Raw genomic sequence first — 1304 nt, forward strand, 5'->3', positions numbered from 1 at the left:
GTCTGGGCGCGTTGTGGGTAGTCCTCGCACTTCGCCTGCCGCCAGACCAGCTCGATGTCGTTCAACTCCGGGTTGTATGGCGGGTAGGTAGAACAGCTCCACGCCGGTCTTCGCCAGTTGACGGCGGCGGCCCTTGAGCGCGTTGGCCGACCGCGTGTCGGAGGTTCAAGGCTGCTTCGGGGCGGGGGTGGAGATCCATCTCTCGGGTATTGCGGCGCGGTCCAACGGTGCAACGGCGACGGCTCATGGAGCGGGCGGGACGAGGGAGAATTGCGCAACCATCGCGAACCAGACATTTGCGTAGAGGGTGCGCTTCCTGGGAGCAGGGCGGCAGGTGAACTCTTCCCCTTACGTTCAGGCTGGTCGCGCCGTCTGTCGCGGGGGTGGATGGGCTTCAGGGGGCCTGGCTGGTTCCTCGCCGGGTCCGCGCATGGCTTGGTCCGCTGCCGCTCTGGCGCGGCTACTGTCTTGGGCTCCATCAGTTCCACGACGAGAGGGTGCTCGGACCATGAGCGATGTTCAGTTCCCGATCATCGAATCGTTCACCGAAGAGAAACCGCATAACCCCAACTGGCAGATTCTGGGCAGCGCCCAGCTGACGGGGGGAAGCCTCCAACTCACCTCGAACGGTAGAGACGAGTCCGGAACGGCCTTCCTGGACGAGGCGTTTGATTCGAAGCTGGGTGTCAGCATCGAGTTCGACTATGCCGTGCAGGGCAGCCAGAGCGGTGACGGATTCAGCGTCTACCTCATCGACGGTAGCCACACAACGCAGCCCGGGGCCTTAGGGGCCGGGCTTGGTTACTCGGTGGAGACGGAAAGGAAGAAGCCGGGCGTCACCGCCGGTTATGTCGGCGTCGGGTTCGACAACTACGGCAACTTCTCGACTCCTCTGGCCGGGGCGAACGGGATCGCCCAGAGCAAGGACTCGCTGGTGGTCCGCGGATCTGGGGACCGCGACCACTACACGGAGTTCCGGCGGCTCACGACTATCCCGGTGAGCGGCGGGTTCCGGGCGGGATGGGACAGCGGCGCCCATGTGCAGATCACCGTCATCGACGCGAAGCTGACAGTGCGGACGTCCAGCAAGACGGACCCGAACGGCAAGCTCCTGCTCAGTGAATTCGACCTGAGCGGGCAAATCGCGATGCCTGCGACCTTCAAGATCGGGCTCGCTGCGGGGACGGGCGGGGCCACCGAGATCCACGAGATCAGGAACCTGCGCGTTTCGCTGCCCGCCGCCGTGCCCCTGGCCATGACGGGGCCGCAGAGCGCCACCGCCGGGGATCCCGTCTCGTACACCA

At 65.3% G+C, this 1304-nt stretch carries 1 protein-coding gene; it reads left to right on the top strand.

Annotation, left to right across the window (positions count from 1 at the left end; genetic code table 11):
* Positions 1-508 precede the first annotated feature (508 nt).
* Positions 509-1304: lectin-like domain-containing protein (locus tag U9R90_RS36270; protein ID WP_411061760.1), on the top strand; the 796-nt coding region annotated here is incomplete at its 3' end.

It is taken from the genome of Streptomyces sp. E11-3 (assembly GCF_046540415.1).
Classification (GTDB): domain Bacteria; phylum Actinomycetota; class Actinomycetes; order Streptomycetales; family Streptomycetaceae; genus Streptomyces.